Origin of the sequence: Bacillus paramobilis, assembly GCF_038096195.1 — a bacterium.
Taxonomy (GTDB): Bacteria; Bacillota; Bacilli; order Bacillales; family Bacillaceae_G; genus Bacillus_A; species Bacillus_A mobilis.
The window spans coordinates 1,399,542-1,423,402 of the sequence record NZ_CP151108.1; the positions used below are offsets into that span (position 1 = coordinate 1,399,542).

The 23,861-nt window shown below is 34.5% G+C and carries 22 protein-coding genes and 1 riboswitch; of the genes, 12 read left to right on the plus strand and 10 right to left on the minus strand.

Features of this window, described 5'->3' with window-relative positions; genetic code table 11:
* Positions 1-212: 212 nt before the first annotated feature.
* Positions 213-1,235, plus strand: a complete 1,023-nt coding sequence (gene malR / locus AABL52_RS07420; RefSeq protein ID WP_151632849.1) for a maltose operon transcriptional repressor MalR — start codon at positions 213-215, stop codon at positions 1,233-1,235.
* A 13-nt stretch (positions 1,236-1,248) separates the two neighbouring features.
* On the opposite strand, the gene AABL52_RS07425 is transcribed toward malR, so the two are convergent.
* Positions 1,249-2,412, minus strand: coding sequence for an aminotransferase A (locus AABL52_RS07425; protein WP_016086487.1), 1,164 nt, complete (start codon positions 2,410-2,412; stop codon positions 1,249-1,251).
* A 123-nt stretch (positions 2,413-2,535) separates the two neighbouring features.
* Positions 2,536-2,736, minus strand: a complete 201-nt coding sequence (locus AABL52_RS07430) for a hypothetical protein (RefSeq protein WP_000929285.1) — start codon at positions 2,734-2,736, stop codon at positions 2,536-2,538.
* A 309-nt stretch (positions 2,737-3,045) separates the two neighbouring features.
* Here AABL52_RS07430 and kinB point away from each other — a divergent pair, with 309 nt between their 5' ends.
* On the plus strand, positions 3,046-4,320 hold the full coding sequence (gene kinB, locus AABL52_RS07435) for a sporulation sensor histidine kinase KinB (protein ID WP_341519121.1): 1,275 nt from the start codon (positions 3,046-3,048) through the stop codon (positions 4,318-4,320).
* 38 nt (positions 4,321-4,358) lie between these two features.
* Here the strand turns inward: kinB and AABL52_RS07440 are convergent, their stop codons facing one another.
* Positions 4,359-5,108, minus strand: coding sequence for a DUF3967 domain-containing protein (locus AABL52_RS07440; protein ID WP_000388475.1), 750 nt, complete (start codon positions 5,106-5,108; stop codon positions 4,359-4,361).
* Positions 5,109-5,347: 239 nt separating this feature from the next.
* Between AABL52_RS07440 and nucA the strand changes: the two genes are divergently transcribed.
* Positions 5,348-5,782 (plus strand): DNA-entry nuclease, encoded by a 435-nt coding sequence (gene nucA, locus AABL52_RS07445; RefSeq protein WP_000811502.1) that lies wholly within the window; start codon positions 5,348-5,350, stop codon positions 5,780-5,782.
* Positions 5,783-5,817: 35 nt separating this feature from the next.
* On the plus strand, positions 5,818-6,207 hold the full coding sequence (gene comJ, locus AABL52_RS07450) for a competence protein ComJ (protein WP_000424013.1): 390 nt from the start codon (positions 5,818-5,820) through the stop codon (positions 6,205-6,207).
* 37 nt (positions 6,208-6,244) lie between these two features.
* Here comJ and metE read toward each other — a convergent pair whose 3' ends face one another.
* Positions 6,245-8,533 (minus strand): 5-methyltetrahydropteroyltriglutamate--homocysteine S-methyltransferase, encoded by a 2,289-nt coding sequence (metE, locus tag AABL52_RS07455; RefSeq protein ID WP_341519122.1) that lies wholly within the window; start codon positions 8,531-8,533, stop codon positions 6,245-6,247.
* Positions 8,534-8,661: 128 nt separating this feature from the next.
* A riboswitch (cobalamin riboswitch) is annotated at positions 8,662-8,849 on the minus strand.
* Between the two features lie 354 nt (positions 8,850-9,203).
* Here metE and AABL52_RS07460 point away from each other — a divergent pair.
* On the plus strand, positions 9,204-9,635 hold the full coding sequence (locus AABL52_RS07460) for an NUDIX hydrolase (RefSeq protein ID WP_000438231.1): 432 nt from the start codon (positions 9,204-9,206) through the stop codon (positions 9,633-9,635).
* Positions 9,636-9,822: 187 nt separating this feature from the next.
* Here AABL52_RS07460 and AABL52_RS07465 read toward each other — a convergent pair whose 3' ends face one another.
* Together AABL52_RS07465 and AABL52_RS07470 are read right to left on the minus strand one after the other, a co-directional pair.
* Positions 9,823-10,380: a PadR family transcriptional regulator gene (locus AABL52_RS07465; RefSeq protein WP_341519123.1), complete on the minus strand. Its 558-nt coding sequence runs from the start codon at positions 10,378-10,380 to the stop codon at positions 9,823-9,825.
* Positions 10,381-10,470: 90 nt separating this feature from the next.
* Positions 10,471-12,012: an MDR family MFS transporter gene (locus AABL52_RS07470; RefSeq protein WP_341519124.1), complete on the minus strand. Its 1,542-nt coding sequence runs from the start codon at positions 12,010-12,012 to the stop codon at positions 10,471-10,473.
* Positions 12,013-12,433: 421 nt separating this feature from the next.
* On the opposite strand from AABL52_RS07470, the gene AABL52_RS07475 reads away from it, so the two are divergent.
* Both AABL52_RS07475 and tnpB read left to right on the plus strand, forming a co-directional pair.
* On the plus strand, positions 12,434-12,934 hold the full coding sequence (locus tag AABL52_RS07475; protein WP_097843836.1) for a hypothetical protein: 501 nt from the start codon (positions 12,434-12,436) through the stop codon (positions 12,932-12,934).
* Between the two features lie 478 nt (positions 12,935-13,412).
* A complete protein-coding gene (gene tnpB, locus AABL52_RS07480) occupies positions 13,413-14,540 on the plus strand; it encodes an IS200/IS605 family element RNA-guided endonuclease TnpB (protein ID WP_341519125.1) in 1,128 nt (375 codons plus the stop codon).
* On the opposite strand, the gene AABL52_RS07485 is transcribed toward tnpB, so the two are convergent.
* Entirely contained in the window at positions 14,518-14,781 is a 264-nt protein-coding gene (locus AABL52_RS07485) for a hypothetical protein (protein WP_341519126.1), read from the minus strand. The two genes, tnpB and AABL52_RS07485, sit on opposite strands and share 23 nt — an antisense overlap.
* A gap of 163 nt (positions 14,782-14,944) precedes the next feature.
* Between AABL52_RS07485 and AABL52_RS07490 the strand changes: the two genes are divergently transcribed.
* On the plus strand, positions 14,945-15,586 hold the full coding sequence (locus AABL52_RS07490) for a diguanylate cyclase domain-containing protein (protein ID WP_000680839.1): 642 nt from the start codon (positions 14,945-14,947) through the stop codon (positions 15,584-15,586).
* A gap of 659 nt (positions 15,587-16,245) precedes the next feature.
* Positions 16,246-16,908, plus strand: coding sequence for a YkyA family protein (locus AABL52_RS07495; RefSeq protein ID WP_000922496.1), 663 nt, complete (start codon positions 16,246-16,248; stop codon positions 16,906-16,908).
* Between the two features lie 31 nt (positions 16,909-16,939).
* Here AABL52_RS07495 and AABL52_RS07500 read toward each other — a convergent pair whose 3' ends face one another.
* Positions 16,940-17,398: a YkyB family protein gene (locus AABL52_RS07500; RefSeq protein WP_000804861.1), complete on the minus strand. Its 459-nt coding sequence runs from the start codon at positions 17,396-17,398 to the stop codon at positions 16,940-16,942.
* Between the two features lie 177 nt (positions 17,399-17,575).
* On the opposite strand from AABL52_RS07500, the gene ppx reads away from it, so the two are divergent.
* On the plus strand, positions 17,576-19,114 hold the full coding sequence (ppx, locus tag AABL52_RS07505; RefSeq protein ID WP_341519127.1) for an exopolyphosphatase: 1,539 nt from the start codon (positions 17,576-17,578) through the stop codon (positions 19,112-19,114).
* 107 nt (positions 19,115-19,221) lie between these two features.
* Positions 19,222-21,330 (plus strand): polyphosphate kinase, encoded by a 2,109-nt coding sequence (locus tag AABL52_RS07510; RefSeq protein ID WP_340421318.1) that lies wholly within the window; start codon positions 19,222-19,224, stop codon positions 21,328-21,330.
* Positions 21,331-21,506: 176 nt separating this feature from the next.
* Here AABL52_RS07510 and AABL52_RS07515 read toward each other — a convergent pair whose 3' ends face one another.
* Both AABL52_RS07515 and AABL52_RS07520 read right to left on the minus strand, forming a co-directional pair.
* On the minus strand, positions 21,507-21,743 hold the full coding sequence (locus AABL52_RS07515) for a hypothetical protein (protein WP_061678291.1): 237 nt from the start codon (positions 21,741-21,743) through the stop codon (positions 21,507-21,509).
* A 94-nt stretch (positions 21,744-21,837) separates the two neighbouring features.
* Entirely contained in the window at positions 21,838-22,698 is an 861-nt protein-coding gene (locus AABL52_RS07520) for a metallophosphoesterase (protein WP_341519128.1), read from the minus strand.
* Between the two features lie 243 nt (positions 22,699-22,941).
* Here AABL52_RS07520 and fadH point away from each other — a divergent pair, with 243 nt between their 5' ends.
* A complete protein-coding gene (gene fadH, locus AABL52_RS07525) occupies positions 22,942-23,706 on the plus strand; it encodes a 2,4-dienoyl-CoA reductase (protein WP_000660897.1) in 765 nt (254 codons plus the stop codon).
* The last annotated feature ends 155 nt before the right edge of the window (positions 23,707-23,861 follow it).

Sequence of the window (23,861 nt, forward strand, 5' to 3'; positions counted from 1 at the left end):
TTTGACATCACATATGAAAAGAAGTGAAATAAATAGTATATTATAGTATAGGAAAAAAGAGCTATATCCCTTACAATACATGGAGAGGGAGAATATGATAGGTTTTGCAAGATAGAATCAATGAAAGTTTATGACTTCTCCTATTACTTGCAACGGGTGCAAGATTAAAAATATATATAAAATGGCAGAGAAGTGAGAGGAGGGGGATTTTTATGACAGTTACAATTAAAGATGTGGCGAAGAAGGCGAATGTAGCACCATCTACCGTTTCTCGTGTAATTGCTGATAATCCAAGTATAAGTGAAAAAACAAAGCGTCGTGTTCGGAAAGTAATGAGTGAATTAGGGTATCATCCCAATTTAAACGCAAGAAACCTAGCTAACCAAACAACAAAAACACTGGGTCTTGTTATGCCAAGTTCTGCAAGTAAAGCTTTTCAAAATCCATTTTTCCCAGAAGTTATAAGAGGGATTAGTTCATTTGCACATGTGGAAGGGTATGCGCTTTATATGTCGACAGGTGAAACGGAAGATGAAATTTTTAATGGTGTTGTAAAGATGGTGCAGGGACGCCAAATTGGTGGCATTATACTTTTATATTCAAGAGAGAATGACCGGATTATTCAATATTTGCATAAACAAAATTTCCCGTTTGTTTTAATCGGGAAACCATATGATCGAAAAGATGAAATTACATATGTAGATAATGACAATTATACAGCTGCAAGAGAAGTAGCAGAATATTTGATTTCATTAGGTCATAAACAAATCGCGTTTATCGGCGGTGGATCAGATTTACTTGTAACGAGAGATCGTTTGGCTGGTATGAGTGATGCTTTAAAATTAGCAGACATTGTATTACCAAAAGAGTATATTTTACATTTTGATTTTTCGAGGGAAAGTGGTCAACAAGCCGTTGAGGAGTTAATGGGGCTGCAGCAACCACCGACAGCAATTGTGGCAACGGATGATTTAATTGGACTTGGTGTGTTAAGTGCACTTTCAAAAAAAGGATTCGTTGTACCGAAGGATGTTTCGATTGTCAGCTTTAATAATGCTTTATTATCAGAAATTGCGAGTCCGCCACTTTCGACAGTTGATGTGAATATATATCAACTAGGGTATGAGGCAGCAAAAGCTTTAGTTGATAAAGTAGAGAATGCGGAGTCTACTGCAAAGTGTATTATTATTCCTCATAAATTACTAAAGCGCCAAACTTGCGATCATTATGCATAAAAAAGCTAAGAGTTTAACTCTTAGCTTTTTGTTGTAGAAAGGCCTCTAATCGATCACAGCCTTCTTTTAAAGTTTCAATACTATACGCATAGGACAAGCGAAGATAGCCTTCACCATATTCAGAAAATGCAGTTCCAGGAACGACAGCTAGTCCAGCTTCTTTGACAAGGTCAAGTGCAAAATCAAATGATGAAGATGTTAAATGACCAACATATGGGAATAAGTAAAATGCACCTGTTGGCTTTTCAACTGTTAAGCCCATTTGAATGAGTCTATTATATACGTAATCACGGCGTTTTTTGTATTGGTGGCGCATCATTTTTGGTGCATCTTTAGCAGCTGTTAATGCTTCAATTGCAGCATATTGAGCGATTGAAGTAGCGCACGTTACGTTGTATTGATGAACTTTTAATATATGTCCTGCTAAATAGCTTGGTGCGAATAATAGACCGATACGCCAGCCAGTCATAGAATGAGATTTTGATAAACCGTTAATGACGATCGTCTTTTCACGCATTTCTGGGAAATGAGCGATAGATGTATGCGTTTGTTCATATACAAGTTCGCTATAAATTTCATCAGAAAGGACGAAAATGTTTTTATCTTTTAAAACATCTACAATAGCTTGTAGTTCTTCTTTTGATAAAGTTACACCAGTTGGATTAGAAGGATACGGCAGTACGACGCATCTCGTTTTTTCTGTAATGGCATTTTCTAGTGCTTCGGCTGTTAAACGGAACCCAGTTTCACGAACATCGATAAAAATAGGTGTAGCGCCGCATAATCGAATAATCGGTTCGTATCCTGGATAAATAGGAGCAGGTAAAATGACTTCTGTTCCTGGCTCTAAAATCGTTCGAAATGCAACATCAATTGCTTCACTGGCACCGATTGTAACGATGGTTTCGTTTTCAGGTGAATAAAGTAAATCGTAGTTATTTTTTACAAAGTTACAAGCTGCCTTGCGTAATTCTAGTAAACCGGCGTTATGTGTATAGCTTGTATAATTTTCTGTAATAGCCCGTTTTGCCGCTTCTTTTACAAGAGAAGGTGTAGGGAAATCGGGTTGTCCAATTGTTAAAGAGATAAGATTATCATAGCTTTGAATCATGTTAGAGAATTGACGGATTCCAGAAATTTGGATATCCTTCACTCTAGGATTAATGAATTGTTCCATTGTATCTCCCTTTCTTCCGTTTGAAAATTAAGTTCATTTTAACATATTTTCTATGATTTCGCTTGCGTATATGTTATGTAAAAAGAGAGGGATAATAGAAAAAAAGCCGCTGTAAGCGACTTTTTAATATCCGTACTCCCAATCTATTTCATCTTCATTCCAAAGTACAGAGGATACTTTGCCAAGGTGAACAACTGATTCATTCACAGCACATGTGCAATTTTCTTCTCCTGTTTTATGCTGTAACTCTTCATATACTGATTTTTCAACATTTTCTAGAACGACCAAATTTTCTTCTTTTAAAACAAGCGTAGTACCCGCCATATTTATCTTCCTCCTACTAAAATAATGATCACTTATTTGTAAACATAGATAGTATGGATTATATGCTGTATTTTGCTATAGTTGTCCGTCTCATGAAGTATTTTTTATTTTCTTTGTAATCCGTATTCATTGTATACTGCCCGGCAGAAATTTGGTACAGGGTTTACATTCATTTCGAAAATCTGTAACAATTATTATGTGTTGTTAACAAAGAATTAACAAATATGTTAAGAAAAATCAAAATTTTAAAACAAATAAACCCGTAAAATGATATAATCATATCAAAATACATATAGGGGATGAGAGGCTATGGAGCTGATCCGTGATTTAATGATCCAAATTGCCATCATTATTTTGCCATTATTTTTATATGAAGCGATTCGTTTAAATCGTTATCAAGAAATGCCTCCGAAGCCGAACCGCTACTTTATTATGTTTTTATCCAGCATTACACTCGTTCTCTCCATGACATACTCTATTTGTTTTGGTGACATTTGTGGGTATAACTTTCACCCAATCCCGATTGTTAGTGGTTTTCTATATGGTGGGATTGTTGGTTTAATCCCGGCCGTTATTTTTGTTGCATCTGAATGGGCGCTCAAGGGAATGAGCCTTCTTCCAGTCATAGAAGTACTATTTTTATTGATAGTTCCATTATTTTTATCAAAGAAATGGTCTCTATTTTCAAGGGACAAGAAGCTAATTTTAGCATTTATGATTTCATCATTGTACGTACTTGTTTCTTTAGTGATTGGCATGATTAACGTTCTGTTAGAAACGGGGTTTACACCGTATATTTCGAACCTATATAGCGGATATATATTTGCTTCGCTTACTATGGTTATGACAATGGTATTTCAGGTGTACTTAACGGAATATTTAAATGAAAATGCAATACTACGTACAGAGATGCAAAAATCAGAAAAGCTTAATATTGTAAGTGAGTTAGCAGCAAGTGTTGCACATGAGGTTCGAAACCCGCTCACTGTTGTTCGTGGTTTTATTCAATTGCTAGAAAGTACAGAAGATGTGAAGAATAAGGATTATATGCGTCTCGTATTAGCTGAATTGGACCGGGCAGAACAAATTATTTCAGATTATTTGAATTTAGCAAGGCCACAAATTGAGAAAAAAGAACACATTTGCTTATCAGCTCAATTAATAGAAATGACAACTCTTATGTCATCATTTGCAGCGATGCAAGGTGTATATTTACAAGTTGAGATTTCTGAAAGTCTTTATACGATCGGTGATAAGACGAAATTGAAGCAAGCAATTATGAATGTTGTTAAAAATGGTATTGAAGCAATTCAAGGAAATAAAGGATACTTAAAAGTAACCGCTATGCAAAAAGATGAAACGATTGTAATAAGAGTTAAAGATAGTGGTGTTGGAATGACGAACGAACAGTTAGGAAGGCTGGGACAACCATATTATTCTTTAAAAGAAAAAGGGACAGGATTAGGGCTTATGGTAACTTTTAGTATTTTACAAGCGCATAATGGTACGCTGGAATATAAAAGTGAAAGTGGGAAAGGAACTGAAGCGATTATTATATTGCCAGCTGTAAGAAATAAGGAATAAAAGTTACCGATGGAAGGTAACTTTTTATTTTATATTGTTTATTCATTTGTTTTTTCTTGTTTTGCTCGGCTAAATAAACTTTTAAATGATTGCAAGAACCCTTGCTCTTTTGAGGCAGCAACCATTCTTTTTGTTTCTTGAATTTCACGAATTACTTGCATAAGTTGTGCATCACGGTTGCTGTCTTTATTATAAATTTGATTTACGAGTTTATTCATTTTTTCTTCTTGCTTAGATTCTCGTTTATACATATGATTCATTAATAAGTCCATCTTTTCTTTTTGCAGGGCATCTGTTTGAGCGGCATGATCTACTAACTCTTGTAGCATTTTTTCTTGAGAGCCTTCTTTTACATAGACTTGTTGCATCAATTCATCTAGTTTTTCGTCTTTTAAACGATTTTGGGTAATAAGGGTAGAATTTTGATGAATAATTGCTTCATTTAATTGAGCGAGCATTTCAAGTTTTAACATGAACTCCTCAAAGTTACGCCCATCTTCTTTTTCTTTCGGTTGTATTTCTTGCGTATCTTGTATAACTGGTACAGGTGGGGCCTCTTTTTCTTTTAAAATAATAGGTATCGTTTCTGAAATATCTTCTTGCAATGTAGCAGCTCTTTCATGTATAGATTTCAATAGTTTTAAATCATCTAATTTATAAATACGAGCATCAGCTGTTTTGGAAATCATATAACCATGTTCCTCTAACAGTTGACTATATTTGCGAACTATATGTTTTGGGATGCCTGTTTTATTCGTGACATCTTTCGTTTTATAGGTAGCTTCCATAATATTTCCTCCCCAAAAAGTATCGTATATATCATTTCAATCTTTTATGAGGACTTCCTTTGAAAAAGAATGTCGGAAGGTTATTAGTTTTCTACAGCATTAGTGAAAAGATGAAGGAAAATGAGAGTTTTTTGGCGTAATGACGAAGAAGAGCTAAAATAATGTCTGAAAACATATACAGGAGAAGTTTGTTATAATAACGGAGGAAAAGAAACTGGTAGAGAATCATGGAGGTATACATGAAGCAATTAAAAGGTATTATCATTTCAATTATTGCAATTCTTTCTATTGTAGTAGCGGTTTATGAAGTACTTGTTCCAGAAGAAACAAGTATCAAAAAAACAAATGCGTATGATCAAGTTCTAGAATTTCCGAAAGAGCGATATCCAGAGACAGGGAAACATATTACGGATGCTATAAAAGAAGGGCATTCAGAAGTTTGTACAATCGACCGTGGTGGCGCTGCGGATAGAAGAAAATTATCGTTAGCTCCATACCCATCAAAAAAAGGGTATGATCGTGATGAATGGCCAATGGCGATGTGTAAAGAAGGCGGAAAAGGAGCACATATTGAATATATAAGTCCAGCCGATAATCGCGGGGCAGGGTCTTGGGTAGGAAATAAGTTAGATAAATACCCAGATGGTACACGTGTGAAATTTGACGTAAAGTAGTAGTTGCATATTTCATAATGAAGGAGAAGTGACCTATGGAGTTAACAATTTCGTATTCGCAATTAATGTTGATGAACTATGACGGTGATCAGCCTTACGTTGACTGGACGGATGAAGATTTTGAAAGAGGTTATGCGAAGGCGGATGGAACTGTTATTTTTGAAGCACTCTCTGATTATACTTGTGAAGTAAAAGTGACTTGCGGGAAGCATATTGAGAAAGAAGAAGTGATTAGAACGGTTACAGTTCCTTTCACAATTGAAAATGAATGTATCGTTGTAACAAGTATTCTTTCAAATAAATTTCAAATCCCTATTCCGAATGGTGAGTATACAGTTGTATTACAGGCAACTCCTCTTGAAGAACCAACGGATGATGAATTATATAAAATACAATACGAATTCTTTTTTGAAAGTAAAGAATAAAAAATGGGTTATCCTCAAAAAGGATAACCCATTTTTGTTATGCGTTTGTTTTTAGTAGGGAACGAGCATCTTTTGCTGCTTGCACCATGTGTTCTAAAGCCGGGATAACTTCTTCCGTTCTTCTCGTTTTTAAACCACAATCAGGATTAATCCAGAAATATTTAGGATCGCATACTTCTAAAGATTGTTCTACGATTTTATACATTTCATCTTTACTCGGTACACGTGGACTATGAATATCATATACACCTAGACCGATGCCTTTTTCATATGTTGTATGTTTTAATGTATCAATAAATTCTCCGTGGCTTCTTGATGTTTCGATAGAAATCACATCTGCATCTAATGCGCGAATCGCGTCAACAATATCTTCGAAATTACTGTAACACATATGCGTATGAATTTGTGTTTCATTTGCTACAGAAGAAGTTGCTAAAAGGAAGGATTGTACTGCCCATGTAATATAAGCGTCCCAATCTTTTTCTTTTAGTGGCATTCCTTCACGAAGTGCTGGCTCATCGACTTGGATTACTCGAATTCCGGAAGATTCAAGTAGTTCAATTTCGTGACGAAGAGCTAATGCAATTTGATACGAAACTTCTTTTCTTGGAATGTCATTTCGAACGAAAGACCAATTTAAAATCGTAACAGGTCCAGTTAACATTCCTTTTACAACTTTCTCTGTTAAGCTTTGTGCATAAACAGTTTCCTTAATAGTCATTCCGTTAATAAAGGCTACATCACCATAAATAACAGGTGGTTTTACGCAGCGGGAACCGTATGATTGTACCCAACCGTTTTTAGTAAATGAGAAACCAGCAAGGCGCTCACCGAAATATTCGACCATGTCAGTTCTTTCGAATTCACCATGTACAAGGACATCAAGACCAATTTCTTCTTGGTAACGAATCCATTTTTCTGTCTCTTTTTCAATAAATTGCTCATATTGTTCATTTGAAATAACACCGTTACGCCATTCTTTTCGCGTTTGACGAACTTCAGTTGTTTGCGGGAAGCTACCAATAGTCGTTGTTGGTAATAACGGTAACTCTAGGGCAACTTGTTGTAATTCGTATCGTTTCTCAAATGGAAGAGGACGTGAAAAATCTTCTTCTTTTAGTGCTGTTCGTGCTGCTTTGACATCTTCACGGTTACGTACAGCAGATGAACGAATTGTATGATGTACATTTCGATATGTTTCTAGCTCATTACTAATACTTTCTGTACCTTTAGTGAGAGCAGAGTGAATGAGAACTAACTCTTCTAATTTTTGATTTGCAAATGCTAATGCATCGAATAGTTCAGTCGATAAGTGAGTTTCTTCTGTTTTATCGATTGGTGTATGCAATAAGCTACAAGAAGGCTGAACGATGAAATCTTTCGTTTGGACTTGTTTTTGTAACGTTGTAAATAGCGTAAGAACTTCATCAAGGTCAGCTCTCCAAATGTTACGGCCATCTATACAACCGACAGCTAAAGTTTTATCAGCTGGGAATCCATATTTTGAAATAGCATGTAGATTACCTTCTTTACCATGAACGAAATCTAATCCAATACCGGATACAGGGAATGTAATAATTTCTTCATAGTTTTCTTCTACACTATCAAAATATGTTTGTAAAAGAAGATTCACATTTGGAACTTCTTTACGAATAGCTTCATAAATTTCTTTTGCTTGTTGCACTTCTTCTTTCGTTAAAGAAGCGAAAATCGGTTCATCAATTTGAATGACTTGTGCACCAGCTGCATGTAGTTCTGAAAGCAGTTGTACGTATGGTGCAACTAATTGTTTTAAAATAGTAGCGAATTGTTCTTGTGTATAACCTTTAGCTAATTTCAAGAAAGTATATGGTCCTAAAATAACAGGCTTTCCATCTACTCCTAATTCTTGTTTTGCCTCTTCGTATAAGCGAAGTGGACGATTATCTTTTAAAGAGATTTGTAATCCCTCTTCATATTCAGGAACGATATAGTGATAGTTTGTATTAAACCATTTTGTCATTTCGGAAGCTACGTGATCTTTAGAGCCACGTGCCATTGCGAAATATACATCAAGGTAAGATGTAAACTCAGAAAAACGTGATGGGATAAATCCTAGCATATAAGCAGTATCCAAAACGTGATCATAATATGTAAAGTCGCCAATTGGAATAAGTTCAATCCCTTTTTCTTGCTGTACTTTAACGTGTTGAAGGCGAATTTCTTTCATCGTTGTTAAAAATTGTTCTTCATCGATTTTATTGGACCAAAAAGCTTCCAATGTTTTTTTCCACTCTCGTTGTAGTCCGATACGTGGATAACCTAAATTACTTGTTTGAATTGCCATTTCAAATTCCTCCCTAATTGAAAGTAAGCATTCCCGTTTACTAGGAAATACCTATAACAAAAAGTATAAAGGCATAGAAAATAAGCCTTCCTTTTTGTTTTAACACCTCATCATCATCCGTGAATCTATCAGTGTTGTTAAAACAGGCAGGTCTCCTGACTTATGCTTCATATAATTTCTTTCACCTTCCCGTTTTCACAGTGGCACTAAAAAGAAATCTCAGCATTTACAGTGGCGGGACCGTGTTGGAGTTTCACCAATCTTCCCTTTTAAACACGAAACGAAATGTTCGTGTACCTATTTTCCTTTTGAAAGGAAGTTAACAAGCGATATGATATTGAAACAAATTCTAACACAATTTTTGGAATTTTGTCTACTGTTTTAAAATAAGAAAATTCTAAAGTTTTTTATTTTAATTATTCATATTATTCTGTTTCTTATGAGACGGAGAAAAGTAAGGGGAATTGAAAGGAAGTGCGATTAAACTTACAAAGAAGTATGTACTTGTAAAAAGATAAGATGCTAGTTCTGTTATTTGAAAATTCGTCCATATTCTGGAATAAGGAAGGGGATTGAATGAGTCATTTTGAAATAGTAACTTATCACAAGAAAGAATAAGGCTCCTGTATAAAGATAAATATACTAAGTTTATAGAAATGGGGAATTTCAATTGGAACAAAGTACACAAAATATTTATTCACCGCCAAAACATATAGTTTCAGCAGCGACAATTGTAATGAATGAACAAAAAGAAATCCTATTAATTAAGGGACCTAGAAGAGGGTGGGAAATGCCAGGTGGACAAGTTGAAGAAGGGGAGTCTTTGAAAGATGCTGCAATAAGGGAGACTAAAGAGGAGACGGGTATTGATATTGAGGTTTTAAAATTTTGTGGAGTATTTCAAAATGTGAACCACTCAATATGTAATACGTTGTTTTTAGCTAGACCAGTTGGAGGTAAATTAACGACTACACCAGAAAGTTTGGAAGTAGGATTCTATCCTATAGAGCAGGCGCTGGAAATGGTGAGTTTTATGAATTTCAGACAAAGAATTGAATACAGTTTGGATGAAAAGCAACAACCTTTTTATATAGAGTTTTGAGGGGGAATCTTCCATTATGGGACGCCAGTGCCGAATAAATCCTTGTTATATTTTTGATTGTAGTGAAGTATCTTATGTCGAAAATTAAACAAACATAACCCCGTCCTAAATTAGAACGGGGTTATGTTTGTTTTAAGCTTTAAAATGAAATAACTTTATTGTCTTTTACAGTTTCTTCTTTACAAGTTTACCCTTCATCTATATCAATTTCTGAAAGGCGTCCTGCAACTGCATCTGTAAGGAGGGTATTTAACCATTGCAATTCAACTGTAATATGTTCAATAACGCTCTGTAAAATATATAGTTGTGCACGTGGAATTTTACCCTTGCTACAATCATAAATAGTTTGCATTTTCTGTAAATATTGAACGGTATCATTTTTCTTTTTTTCTAAAATCGGAACTAACTCTTGGTCATCACTAAAATGAGCGAAAGAGAGTGCCGAATAAATTGGTTTATATATTTGATTTTTTGCCTCGAATTGTTTTAATAGTAACTTGTGAAATAATTGTTTACCTTCTTCTGTTATGTGAAAGATTGTTTTATCTGGTCTATTCGTATCTCGAACAATAGTTGTAATACGAATTGCACCTTGCTTTTCTAATTGCTCGAAGGCGTAGTAAAGTGATCCTTTTGCATATTTAATATAACAATCCATTTGTCGTTCTTTCATGATGTGCTGCACTTCATATGGATGTTTATCTCCTTCGAGTAGCAAGCCGAGAATGACTAATTTCATGCTCATGCTGTCTCAACTCCTATAAATAAAAACTTTATACATATTATAAACGGCATACCCTTTTTCATAAAGGGTATGCCGTTTCTTTTTTCTATACTAACTTACTTGCTTTTGTTTTTGTTTCGTTTTTGGTCCTGTAAAGAGGCGTTCATTTCCCATAAGTAAAATACAAATAATACTTAGTACAGCCGGGATAAGTGCCCAGAAGAATGTACTGGCAATAGAGGTAGCGAGAGCATCTTTAATACCAGTTAATATTTCCGCTGGAATCTTCTCGGTAGCACCTTGTGATAATAAGAAACTTGTGTCTCCACCTTTTGGAGCTAATTTTGCTAGTTCAGGAGGGAACACAGTGTTTAGTTTATCCGTAAAAATATGATTTTGAATGGTACCAAAAATCGTTACACCAAGAGTCATACCGAGTGAACGGAAGAATGAGTTTGTTGATGTAGCAGAACCACGATCTCGCATTTCTAACTTGTGGATAGAAGACATACTTAAAACTGAGAACGAGAAACCAACCCCAAGTCCAGTGAGAATCATAAATAGCGTTACAAGTAGACGAGGTGTATCCATTGTTAAAGTGCTTAGTAAATAAATACCAATTACGAAGAAGACGCCAGACACCATCATGATGTTACGATAACTTGTTCGAGAAGCTAACTGTCCACCTGTTTGACTTCCAATTACAGAACCAACCATCATAGGTGTTAAAATTAATCCAGCATTTGAGGCTGAACCGCCGAGAACACCTTGAACGAAGATTGGGATATAAACTGTACAGATAATAAAGGCGGCACCATAGAAAAAGGCAACGCCTTGGCTAGCTGCGAATAAAGGCTTTTTAAATAGGTGGAAAGAAATGATAGGTTCAGTTGCTTTTTGTTCTACGAAGAAGAAAATAATAAGCATAATCACAACTGTTGTAAATAAACCGATAATTACAGTGGAATTCCATGCATATTCTTTACCACCAAGTTCTAAGGCAAACATTAAGCACACGATACTAATAACAAGCGTAATAGCGCCAGCCCAATCGATTTTTTGTTTTCTAAATTCCAGTGATTCACTGTAGTATTTAGTAATGAAGAAGAAGGAGATAAGTCCTAATGGAATATTAATATAGAAGACCCAATGCCAACTTATATAGTCTGTAATATAAGCACCTAATAAAGGACCGAATACACTAGATGTCCCGAAAACCGCACCGAATAGCCCTGTCATTTTTCCGCGCTTTTCTGGTGGGAATATATCGTACATAATTGTGAAGGCGATAGGCATAAGAGCACCGCCACCGATTCCTTGAATTGCTCTATAAATACTTAGTTGCTCAATACTAGATGCTGTTCCGCAAAGTGCAGAACCAAATAAGAAAAGAATAAGACCACCAATATAAAATCGTTTCCGACCGTACATATCAGAAAGTTTTCCGAAGATAGGCATCCCTGCCATTGTTGCTACCATATATGCAGACGTGACCCAAACGAACTTGTCAAACCCTCCTAGGTCTCCAACAATCGTTGCCATTGCTGTTGCAACGATTGTATTATCCATTGCCGCCATTAAAATACCAAGTAATAAACCTGCAACCACAAATTTTGTATTGTTGGAGTCTTTTTTTAATAATTGAGATTCCAAATATAACCCTCCTTTAAAAATAAGTAAACTATATTAAGTTTTGAGTGCAGCGCATAAAAATGGAAAGTATAGTTCTTTCAAATCAATTTACACAAGTGCACAAGCCATAAAGAATATTATAGTCAAATTTGACTAAAAGGCAAACTTTTTCTTCCGTCAAAATATTCTGTTGTATGGACTGTGAAAGAGTGAGTAATACTTAATATTGGTATAAAGTCAATGAAGGAAAATGTAAAAAAATATTTCAGTAAGAATACTGTCTGTTAACAGAGGAAAAATGGTTTTTTCTTAATATTGTCGAATAGGATAAAAGGAAGAGTAATAACTATATATCGTTTGTAACAAGCTTTATTAATATTGTGTAGAGAGGCAGAATAAGGTCGTATGGATAGGATGCATCTGAAATGGGGTGAATATTATTATGAAAATATGGAAACGAATTTCGGATCAAGAAAGGCGTTCAATACCGCTACAACCGGTGTTATGGATTGATGGCTCAAAAAAGGAGACCGAATGTCCTAATGTAGCAGTTACATTGCAAATCCGTAGTATGTATAAAGAAAAATTTTCATATGAACTGACCTATGATGTAAATGACATACTTATTATTCGAATGGAAGTTGAAAATAAAGGAATGGAAATGATTTCACGAGTTGTAGTAAGTCATATGATTCGAGATTATTTTGCCTATATTCCAAACTCACTAAAGGCTGATAAGGGGATGAGTGAGTTCCTGTTCCAGCTTGTTAGGTGGCGGATTGATAATTTGTTACCGGATGAGAAGGTAGAACTAATTTGTAAAATAAAAGCAAATAAAGATAAAGCACTTAAAAACGCATTATTTCAGGCCACATATACATTTCAATATAAAGGAGTATCATATGGTCCACTGCAAACAAATGAAGTTGTAGTGCGGCAATGATAAAAAGGAACCTGTACGAAAGGTTCCTTTTTTAATGGAGGTTGTGTTTTTTGAGTACTTTTTTTTGCTCGATTCCTTTTTTGCCTACATAATTATTTTTATCATTTCCCGACAGAAAACTCCCACCTCAAGGAATGGGTAGGACATGCTCCAATGAGTAGGTGGGAGCTGAATGACGGTTAGGCAACAGCCTAAAGGTTTTTCTTGGTGAAGAATCAGTATAAGGTACCGGTATCGTAATCAGTTCGTTCCTATAGAAAGAAAATGTTATAGCTCCGAGGCATTTTTACATCTACGAAATGGTTTCATTGTAAAAGTTCTTTCATTTGTATATTTTTTTTGAAAGGGACAGAGGACTTTCGACAAAAAAGAAGAAATGATACGTGATTAGTATTTTTTGCTATATCATGGTATCGTTCTCATACATATCGTGAAAAAGATTGTAAACAAATAAAAAAAGGAAGTGAGGTGAAAAGCGGTGCTTATCCATAAAGCGTATCAGTTTCGGATCTATCCTAGTTTAGAACAAAAAATAGCTATTACGAAAACGATTGGTTGTTCACGATTTGTATTTAACTACTTTTTGGAAAAGTGGAATGATAGATATAAAGAAACAGGAAAAGGGTTATCCTATGGTACTTGTTCTTCGCAATTACCTACTCTCAAAAAAGAATTTGTATGGCTAAAAGAAGTGGACAGTATCGCTCTTCAATCTTCTCTTCACAACCTCGCTGACTCGTATGCAAGATTCTTCAAAAAACAAAACAAAGTACCTCGGTTTAAATCGAAGAACAATAAAATCCAATCCTATACAACGAAACATACAAATGGAAACATTGCGATTATAGATAATAAATTGAAGTTACCGAAACTTGGTCTTGTCAAATTTGTCAAAAGTCGTGAGATAGAAGGACGAATTTTGAGTGCTACTGTCAGAAGGAATCCAAGTGGAAAATATTTTGTCACAATTCTTGCTGAAGCAGAAGTACAAGAATTGCCGAAGACCGATTCCGCTGTTGGTATAGATGTTGGGGTGAAAAACTTTGCTATTCTTTCAACGGGTGAGGTATTCGGTAATCCAAAATGGTCTCGGGTATTAGAAAAGAAACTCGCTCATGCCCAGCGTATTCTATCTAGACGTATAAAAGGCGGAGCGAATTGGCATAAACAGCGAATGAAAGTCGCTCGTATTCATGAACGAATCAAAAATGCAAGAACGGATTACTTGCAAAAACTCTCTACAAGGATCATCAAAAACCACGATGTGATTGGGATAGAAGATTTACAAGTATCGAATATGTTACAGAATCACAAACTAGCGAAAGCGATTCAAGAAGTATCATGGTCACAATTCAAAGCGATGTTGTTGTATAAGGCATGCTGGTATGGGAAACAAGTGATTGTGGTGTCAAAAACATTCGCTAGTTCCCAAACTTGTTCGTATTGCGACTACAAAAATAAAGATGTGAAAAGCCTGAACCTGCGTGAATGGAAGTGTCCTTCTTGTGGTATGTATCATGATAGAGATGTGAATGCAGCGGAAAATCTGAGAAAAGAGGCCATAAGGCTCCTAACCGTAGGGATTACGGGGATTGCCTACTCATAAAACTGAGGGATACCTTAGTGTTCGTAGGAATCTCCCACTTCAAACAGCTCGTTAGAGTGTTAAGTGGGGATAGTTCAAAACCAAAATATAGGATGAAAAGAAAGGAAGCAACATTTACAATAGCATCAATTTGATCGTTTGTAATAAAGTTCACTCCGAAAGAATTAAACAGTAATTTTAATGATAATAGAAAACCTGCTAGTAAACGTATAATATCTGATAGATTCTCTTTTTGTAGCATATAAGTCACCTCTTTCTAAAACGATATATAGTATATATATGAAATAGAATAGAAATGGTAGACAAGCTTAAGCGGAAATGTACACTTAATATGTACATTTTTTATTTTGTAGAAAAACATAATTGTTATAGAAACATATATTGGTATAGAAGGGAGGGAAAGTATGAAACATAAAGGGAAAATTAGTGGGTTATTACTTGGGAATACAGTGGCAGTTACAGAATGGATTGCGCTTCAGGATGTAATTACAAAACTGGATTCACGATCATTTTATACCGTCTTTATTATTTATATATTGCAAATGATACTCAGCTATTATTTTGGACATTGGTATGATAAAAGAGCGAGTGGGCGTATGGATACGGAAGTAGGGGGAATGGCAAGTAATGATTTTGTAGTTGATTTCTTTGAGAAAGTAGCTGCTTTATCAGAACGGGATTCTCATAATATTACAGTGTACATTCTTTCTGTGAAAGAATGGAAAGAACTAAAAGAAACAGTGCAAGAAAAAAAATTGGAGGTGTTAGTACAAAAATTGGAGAGTACGATTGTAAAGACAATTCGTAAAGGAGATGTCGTTACTAGGTGGGATGAAAATAAGTATGTTATTGTGGCGATTGATAACGGACATGAAAAGTCGACAATAACAAATCGATTAATGAAAAATATTGAAAGTGAAATAGAAAATGGTTTGTTAAGTATGACGCTATTATTTGGAGCTGCTAGTTATCCAATAGAAGGAAAAACTTTTGAAGAATTGTTAAGAAAGGCACAAAATCAATTGTACCAGCATAGGGATTTGTAAGGAAATGAGTGAAACTTTGATTTAAAGAAATATGATATGAAGAAGTTTTAAATGTAACATTTTTTTGACTTTTATTACAAAAAGAACTTTTATTGTAATAAAAGTCTTTAAAAATATATGGAATAAGCATATAATTATGATGGATGTGTCAATGCATTTTGCACAATGTGTTTCATTTTAAAAGTGTAGAGGAAAGCATGCTCTACACTTTTCCTTTTTAGGGGATAATAAGAATAATTGTAAGTTGTTGCAAGGTAGCGTTTAAACTGTGTAAAATGAACAAAGAAATTATTTGATAGAAAGCGGAAAGGGAATGATAGAATGATAGACGTGAGAGAACAACGAACATCTTTTATCAGGTGAATTATTGCTGTTGTTCTTCAAATTATTATGGCTGTGATGAATTCCGTTGTACTTTTATGTAATACATAGTATGAAGAAGTTTTAAAAAGTGCCAAGTAAAAGTATATGTAAAGATGGATACGAAATTGCTATTGAGTTCAAAGACGTAAAATGTAATTTCAAGTAATACAATTTGATAAGTATTAATAAATAATATCAATGATTTTCGTAAAAAAGGTGCGAGTGTGGAGTTTATAGAAGGGTATATAATTTTCATAGCTTTTTACACGATGATCGTATATAAGTAGGAGGAAACGATGTTGAAGTATAGTAAATTAGCAATTGTAACTGCATTATCAATGACTTTATTAGCCGGTTGTTTCGGGCCGAAACCAGAAGAGGAATTATATGTTGCGTTTGAAAATGCTGCAAAGCAAGAAAAAACAATGTTTGAAGATGCAAAAAAACTTGAAACTTTAGAGAAAGAGGGACAAGAATTATATAACCAGATTGTTCAAGAGGGAAAAGATAATAATCAAACTGTTAAGGAAAAACTGAATCAAGCAGTGAAAAATACAGATGAACGAGAAAAAGTGCTTACAAAAGAAAAAGAATCTTTAAATAAGGCACAAGAAGAAGTGAAATCAGCAGATAAATATGTGAAGAAAATTGAAGATAAGAAATTGAAAGATCAAGCGGATAAAGTGAAAAGCACATATGAGAAACGACATGATTCATTTAACAAGATGTATGATAGCTATAGTAAATCGTTAAAACAAGAAAAAGAATTATATACAATGCTACAAGATAAAGGTACAAAATTAAAAGATATTAGTGAAAAAGTAAAAGTAGTAAATCAATCTTATAAAGATATTGAATCAGAAAAAGACAAGTTTAATGAATTTACGAAATCTTATAATACAGAAAAACTAGCTTTTTATAAACAAGCAAATATTAAAATTAAAGAAGAGAAAAAATAAAACAGTTTGGCCTACAATTGGCCAAACTGTTTTATTTTTTTGTATAAGTACGACTATACCATGGGACAGGTTCACTTAATTTTTTCTCTTGTTTTAGTGCTTCAGGACCAATATAATCTTGAAGTGTCTTTTTTGCTACTGTTAAAGATAAGTTTGTTTTCGGATTTCGATAGGAGGATTCAAGATGACCAAGATGTGGTAGGATTCGAAAATCTTCTTTTGTAGGAGGAATATGGAAAAAATAATCACCTAAACGGATAAGAACATCCGATTGTTGTTGGCTAAAGCGTGGATTTCTAGAAAAATGTAATCCTTCTTTAATAGCTTTTTTTTCAGCAATTAAGCGTTCTAAAGCCGTCTTTTTTAACCAATATAAATACTTCGGATTAGTTGCAGCTTTAGCATGACGATTCACAACGAAAATAGATTGAGCTAGTCGATTAATAGAATGTTGGTTTTGTAATTGAGATTGTGGTTGTGAAGGTTTCATATTGAATCTCCTTTCAATTTTTCATTATTATAACATAAATAAAAGAGGTTTTTATTATATGCAAAAAGTGATTGTATATATTTTCAATATTAAAGCAATATTGTTACAAAAAACAACTATTTTGTATAATAGTAATAGAATGTGTTTTAGAAATTTGATAATGAAAGAGTGAGAAGTTTGAAAGAAATATTAAAACAGCAATATGCCATTATAGATATTGGATCTAATACAATGCGTTTAGTTATTTATGAAAAGCAAAACGGAGGTTTTTATAAGGAGATTGAAAATACGAAAGTGGTTGCTCGGTTAAGGAATTACTTAATCGATGGTGTGTTGATCGAAGAAGGAATAGAGGTATTGTTACAAACATTATTTCAATTTCAAGAAAGTACACGATTCCACCAGTTGCATCATGTACTTTGTGTTGCAACAGCAACAATTAGACAGGCTGAGAATCAAGAGGCAATTAAAAAACTTGTTGAAGGACAAACAGACTTTACTCTTAGAGTATTATCAGAATATGAGGAAGCACGTTACGGCTATTTAGCAGTTATGAATTCAACTTCGTTCTCTGAAGGAATTACAGTAGATATTGGTGGAGGAAGTACGGAAGTTACATACTTTCGAAATAGAGAGATTTTAGAGTACCATAGCTTTCCTTTTGGAGCACTTTCTTTAAAGCAACAATTTATTAAAGAGGATATACCTAATGAAGACGAGTTGGAAAAGATTCAAACGTACTTAGAATATCAATTTCAAACATTACCATGGTTAATTGATAAGCAATTGCCTCTTATTGCAATTGGTGGTAGTGCGAGGAACTTAGTGAAAATCCATCAAAATTTAATTTGTTATCCTATAGCAGGGGTACATTTATATAAAATGAAAGAAGAAGATATTAAAAATGTGAAAGAAGAATTGGAAGCATTGTCGTTCATAGAACTTCAAAAATTGGAAGGATTGGCAAAAGATCGAGCAGATACAATTATTCCAGCAGTCGAAGTTTTTCATACGCTTGTTAACGTTATAGAGGCACCAGCATTTGTATTAAGTAGAAAAGGGTTACGAGAAGGTGTTTTCTATGAAGAGTTGACAAAAGATTTGGGGATTTCATATTATCCGAACGTAGTCGAAGAAAGTTTGCATTTATTATCACATGAATATGAAATGGATATGGAATTTGTAATTCAGCTTATTAAACATGGAAGATTGATTTGTCAACAGCTTGAGGGAACAGGGCTAATTTCTATGTCAGTAAAAGACTGGGAAGTATTCCATCAAGCGGCGAAAGTATTTAATATAGGTAAATATATAGACGAAGAAGCGAGCCGCTTACATACGTTTTATTTATTAGCGAATAAAACAATTGATGGTATGATGCATAAAGAGCGAGTTAGATTAGCGCTTATTGCGTCTTATAAATCAAAAATGTTATTCAAACAACACTTGTCCCCATTTGAAGGATGGTTCGATAAAAATGAACAAAAAAAAATTCGTCTATTAGGGGCTGTTTTACAATTTTCAGCAGCTCTAAATATAAGACAAAGATCGCTTGTTGAATCCATATCTATAACAGATAGTCAAGACGGATTAACATTTAAAATTGTATGTGAGCAATCGGCATTAGCGGAAAAAGTGCAAGCTGAAAAGCAAAAAAAGCAGCTGGAAAGAGTGTTGAAAACGACTATTCACTTATCCTTCGAATCAAAATGTTAAGTTGTACGGATGTCTTTACAAAAAATTAACACTTTGGAATATTGTAATTTGCTAAAATGAAAGTAACTAAATTATAGTAAAAAAGTTTCAAGGGAAGTGTGAAGAGGATGGAAATGTTGAAGGGGAATATAGTTAATTTAAATGATACAGCTTATTACAATAATCGAGAATTAAGTTGGTTAGCATTTAATGAACGTGTACTACAAGAAGCACAGGATGAAACGAATCCGCTCTTGGAAAGATTAAAATTTATTAGCATTTTCAGCTCAAATTTAGATGAATTCTTTATGGTACGCGTGGCAGGATTGAAGGATCAAGTGAGTGCTGGGTTTAACCAACCAGAAAATAAGGCTGGCTTAACACCAAAAAAGCAATTAAGTAAAATTGCAATAAAGGCCCATGAATTGATGACTGTACAATATAATACGTTTAAAAATTATGTGTTGCCAGGGCTGGAGCTAGAGGGGATTGAGCGTTTAACATTCCATGATTTGACGAAAGAACAGAGAGAATTTATAGAAGAGTATTTTGATGAGCAAATTTTCCCAGTCTTAACACCTGTAGCTATCGATGCATATCGTCCATTTCCAATGTTATTAAATAAAAGTTTGAATTTAGCTACTCTTTTATATGATGAAAAACAAGTGGAGGAAGAAAACCGCACGAAGCTAGGAATTGTACAAGTTCCTTCATTACTCGAACGCTTCATATTTTTACCGAGTGAAGGGCAAAAGCATAAATTTATTTTATTAGAAGATGTAATTAGTGGTTTTACTCATAAATTATTTACAGGATATAATGTATCATCTGTTACCCGTTTCCGTATTACACGCAATGCGGATTTAACAATTCATGAAGAAGGTGCGAGGGATTTATTAAAGGTAATTGAAAAAGAATTAAAGAAGCGTAAGTGGGGAGCTGCTGTACGTTTAGAAGTTGGCAAAGAGCATATTGATGAAAGAGTATTAGCATTATTATATGAAGTGTTGGAAGTAAAAGATGAAGATGTGTATATAATGGATGGACCGCTAGATTTAACATGTCTATTTTCTTTATATAAAAAACTAGCTCCTTTATATGAACATCTAGTATATCCGGCTCTTATTCCGCAACGGCCTCAAGACTTAGGGGATGCGGAAGATGTATTTGAAAAAGCAATTGAGCATGATATTTTATTACATCATCCCTTTGAATCGTTTCAGCCAGTAGTTGATTTTGTCCGTGATGCGGCAGACGATCCGAATGTACTTGCAATCAAACAAACATTATATCGGGTAAGCGGGGATTCGCCGATTATTCAGGCGCTAAAGGTAGCGGCTGAAAAAGGAAAGCAAGTGACGGTATTAGTTGAGTTAAAGGCAAGATTTGATGAAGAAAATAATGTGCATTGGGCTAAAGAATTGGAAAAGGCAGGCTGTCACGTTATTTACGGTGTGAGTCATTTGAAAACACATAGTAAAATTACGCTAGTTGTAAGAAGAAAAAACGGAAAAATCGAAAGGTTCGTACATCTTGGGACTGGAAATTATAATGACGCAACAGCAAAGTTATATACTGATTTCGGGTATATTACATCACGAAAAGACTTTGGAGTCGATGCAACAAATTTCTTTAATTATTTGAGTGGTTATACAACAAAGCCACATTTTCATCATTTATCAGTTGCGCCATTTGATATAAGAGAGCAATTTATGGATTTAATAGATGAAGAAATCCGTTATCATAGGCAATATGGAAATGGATATATTATTGCTAAGATGAATTCATTAACAGATAAACCATTAATAAAAAAAATGTATGAAGCATCACAAGCTGGAGTAAAGGTAGAACTCATCGTTCGAGGAACATGTTGTTTAAGGCCTGGTATTCCAAATGTAAGTGAAAATATTCGGGTAGTTAGTGTTGTCGGTAGATATTTAGAACATAGCCGAATCTATTATTTCCATCATAATGGAGAGGAAAAGATATATTTATCTTCAGCTGATTGGATGACGCGAAATATGGAAAAGCGAGTAGAAATATCTTTCCCGATATTAGATATTGAAATGAAGGCGAGAATTAAGGCGATTTTACAGCTTACATTAGCTGATAATGTGAAAACGCGTGAACAAAATAAAACCGGTGACTATTATTATGTTATTAATAGTAGTACAGAAGAAATTGATAGCCAAGTGAAGTTGTTTAAGATGGCGTATCAAAACACGGATGCTGAATAATGGGAACAAAGTAAAAAACCTCTTAAAAAAAAGAGGTTTTTTTACTTTGTTCTCTACTTATTATACGTTCTCTAAATAGAAGAATGTGTAGAGAGAATAGTTTTTATTGTAAGCATGTTAATAGATCATGGATTGGTCAAGAGAGGGAATAACATTGGTAGAATTGTTACAGTACATTAATAATAGTATGGTTGTTGACAAGGTCCACCATAACAAGGGAAAGGTGTTGGCGGTGGAAAAGGTGGTGGATATGGTGGGTAATAGGGTCTAGGACCGAAAGCCAATGCTCCGCCGAGCAGTCCACCAGCAATGCCAGCTAGAAATGGGACGCCAAAAAACGGAAAGAAGCGTGAGTCGCCTACTGGACCAATAGGTGCTGAACGGACTGGGATTGGTTGATAATATGGATACATGAACAAACCTCCTTTATTGGACTCACTTTTATCATATGGTAAATGAAACGTGGATGAGCGCGTACAAGAAAGGATATGTAAGAAAATAGGCGAATTATTGCGAATGTTGGAGCGTGAAAATCGTAATTTCAGGTTTTGACATAAATCGGAATGGGACACGTGTTCTTCCAAGGCCTCGATTGACATAGAGAGCTAAGTCTTGAATCGTATAGAAGCCTTCAACATAGTTTTTAGCAAGTGATGGGGTAATAATAGCGCCTACAAAAGGAATTTGTACTTGTCCGCCATGGCTATGACCAGAAAGTTGCAAGTTGACTGGATATGTAGCAATCAGAGGTGCAATATCTGGCTCGTGAACAAGAACGATGTTATAAGTGTTTTCCTTTGCGTGCTGTAGTGTCTCCTCTATTTTTGGTTTGCCTAGGAGTATATCATCAAGACCGAAAATTGAGATTTCACTATTATCCAGTAGACGAATTTTCTTTTCACTATTTAGTAATAGTTCAAATCCAGATTCACGCATGATGTGTTCATAGTATTCAGTTCCATATCCGCCGTGATCGTGGTTACCATAAATAGAAAATTTACCGAAGGGTGCTTGTATATTTTTTAATATAGATGCAACGAAAGGAGTGTCAGTATATGTTTGATAATTATCAATGAGATCACCAGTAAAAAGAACAATATCTGGCTTTACAGCATTAATTTTAGAAACGATTTGAGATAAATGTTGGAGAGAGAAATAGTATCCGAGATGTAAATCGCTAAATTGAAGAATCTTCATACCATGAAAACTTTTTGGTATGAGTTGTGATGTAAGTGTATGCTCTGTAAAAGAGAGTAAGTGAGGCTCAATATATTTAGCGTAATAGTATCCGATGCTAGTGGTTATAAATGAATATAGACAAGTGCGCATGCCGACTTTTAAAAAATCTCTTCTAGTAATTTTCTTCATAAAAATATGAGTATACCTATTTGACTTATATCACATGTGTTCGTTACATTTACAGGTTACTCAAATCTCCTTTCAGTTTATTTGAAATATATTTTAAATAATAAAAAAGTAGTATAGATTACAAAAAAACAAATAAAAAGAAACCTCTTTACGTTAAAATATCAGAAAAGTTTAAAAATATAAAGATTTCTATTAAATAAAATGATAAAATGAATGTGTATTCATTTTTGGGAGGGGATGTATGTGAAAGAAAAGGTAGTTATTATAACAGGTGGATCAAGCGGAATGGGAAAAGGAATGGCGATTCGTTTTGCAAAAGAAGGGGCGCGAGTTGTTATTACAGGACGTACAAAGGAAAAACTAGAGGAAACAAAGTTGGAAATTGAACAATTTCCAGGACAAATATTACCTGTACAAATGGATGTAAGGAATACGGATGATATTCAGAAAATGATTGAACAAATTGATGAGAAGTTTGGACGAATTGATATTTTAATAAATAATGCAGCTGGAAACTTTATTTGTCCAGCAGAGGATTTATCCGTAAATGGCTGGAATTCGGTCATTAATATTGTGTTAAATGGTACATTTTACTGTAGTCAGGCTGTCGGGAAATATTGGATTGAAAAAGGTATAAAAGGGAATATCATTAACATGGTAGCAACATATGCATGGGATGCAGGTCCAGGAGTTATTCATTCGGCTGCAGCTAAGGCTGGAGTATTAGCAATGACGAAGACGCTTGCTGTTGAGTGGGGACGTAAATATGGAATACGAGTAAATGCTATCGCACCAGGGCCAATTGAACGTACGGGCGGTGCTGATAAATTATGGATTTCAGAAGAAATGGCTAAGCGTACGATACAAAGTGTTCCGCTTGGAAGGCTGGGTACGCCAGAAGAAATCGCAGGTCTAGCTTATTATTTATGTTCAGATGAAGCTGCGTACATAAATGGAACTTGCATGACAATGGATGGCGGACAACATTTACATCAATATCCATTTTAAAAGGGATGAGAAAAATGAATGTTTGATTCATTTTTCTATAGTTAAATGTGACGGAATTGTGACATATGAAAGAAAGGTGTTTACAAGAGGTCATATATACGTTATATTTAAGACCTCTTTTTTCTTCATAGTAGAATTGCTAATTCCCCTTAGCA

What these genes read in the sequence shown, in the direction of transcription:
- malR (WP_151632849.1), top strand. Translation starts at nt 213, where the DNA reads ATGACAGTTACAATTAAAGATGTGGCGAAGAAGGCGAATGTAGCACCA.
- AABL52_RS07425 (WP_016086487.1), bottom strand. Translation starts at nt 2,412, where the DNA reads ATGGAACAATTCATTAATCCTAGAGTGAAGGATATCCAAATTTCTGGA.
- AABL52_RS07430 (WP_000929285.1), bottom strand. Translation starts at nt 2,736, where the DNA reads ATGGCGGGTACTACGCTTGTTTTAAAAGAAGAAAATTTGGTCGTTCTA.
- kinB (WP_341519121.1), top strand. Translation starts at nt 3,046, where the DNA reads ATGGAGCTGATCCGTGATTTAATGATCCAAATTGCCATCATTATTTTG.
- AABL52_RS07440 (WP_000388475.1), bottom strand. Translation starts at nt 5,108, where the DNA reads ATGGAAGCTACCTATAAAACGAAAGATGTCACGAATAAAACAGGCATC.
- nucA (WP_000811502.1), top strand. Translation starts at nt 5,348, where the DNA reads ATGAAGCAATTAAAAGGTATTATCATTTCAATTATTGCAATTCTTTCT.
- comJ (WP_000424013.1), top strand. Translation starts at nt 5,818, where the DNA reads ATGGAGTTAACAATTTCGTATTCGCAATTAATGTTGATGAACTATGAC.
- metE (WP_341519122.1), bottom strand. Translation starts at nt 8,533, where the DNA reads ATGGCAATTCAAACAAGTAATTTAGGTTATCCACGTATCGGACTACAA.
- AABL52_RS07465 (WP_341519123.1), bottom strand. Translation starts at nt 10,380, where the DNA reads ATGAGCATGAAATTAGTCATTCTCGGCTTGCTACTCGAAGGAGATAAA.
- AABL52_RS07475 (WP_097843836.1), top strand. Translation starts at nt 12,434, where the DNA reads ATGAAAATATGGAAACGAATTTCGGATCAAGAAAGGCGTTCAATACCG.
- AABL52_RS07485 (WP_341519126.1), bottom strand. Translation starts at nt 14,781, where the DNA reads ATGCTACAAAAAGAGAATCTATCAGATATTATACGTTTACTAGCAGGT.
- AABL52_RS07490 (WP_000680839.1), top strand. Translation starts at nt 14,945, where the DNA reads ATGAAACATAAAGGGAAAATTAGTGGGTTATTACTTGGGAATACAGTG.
- AABL52_RS07495 (WP_000922496.1), top strand. Translation starts at nt 16,246, where the DNA reads ATGTTGAAGTATAGTAAATTAGCAATTGTAACTGCATTATCAATGACT.
- AABL52_RS07500 (WP_000804861.1), bottom strand. Translation starts at nt 17,398, where the DNA reads ATGAAACCTTCACAACCACAATCTCAATTACAAAACCAACATTCTATT.
- AABL52_RS07510 (WP_340421318.1), top strand. Translation starts at nt 19,222, where the DNA reads ATGGAAATGTTGAAGGGGAATATAGTTAATTTAAATGATACAGCTTAT.
- AABL52_RS07515 (WP_061678291.1), bottom strand. Translation starts at nt 21,743, where the DNA reads ATGTATCCATATTATCAACCAATCCCAGTCCGTTCAGCACCTATTGGT.
- AABL52_RS07520 (WP_341519128.1), bottom strand. Translation starts at nt 22,698, where the DNA reads ATGAAGAAAATTACTAGAAGAGATTTTTTAAAAGTCGGCATGCGCACT.